1 other RNA gene is annotated in these 326 nt (G+C 60.7%); it reads left to right on the forward strand.

Going from position 1 to position 326, the window contains the following annotated elements:
- The first annotated feature begins 6 nt into the window (after positions 1-6).
- An RNA gene (rnpB, locus tag C7I36_RS16945) (RNase P RNA component class A) lies at positions 7-326 on the forward strand.

The raw sequence follows: 326 nt of genomic DNA on the forward strand, positions 1-326 counted from the left end.
CGATTGGACAGTCGCTGTCGCGCAATAGCGCGGTGGAGGAAAGTCCGGGCTCCATAGGGCAGAGTGCCAGGTAACGCCTGGGAGGCGCGAGCCTACGGAAAGTGCCACAGAAAATAACCGCCTAAGCGCAACAGCGCCGGTAAGGGTGAAAAGGTGCGGTAAGAGCGCACCGCACGGCTGGCAACAGTGCGTGGCTAGGTAAACCCCACTCGGAGCAAGACCAAATAGGAATCCATTGGCGCGGCCCGCGTTGGATTCGGGTAGGTCGCTTGAGGCGTACAGTGATGTGCGTCCCAGAGGAATGGCTGTCCTCGACAGAACCCGGC

The organism is Zobellella taiwanensis, from assembly GCF_003012795.1.
GTDB lineage: Bacteria > Pseudomonadota > Gammaproteobacteria > Enterobacterales > Aeromonadaceae > Oceanimonas > Oceanimonas taiwanensis.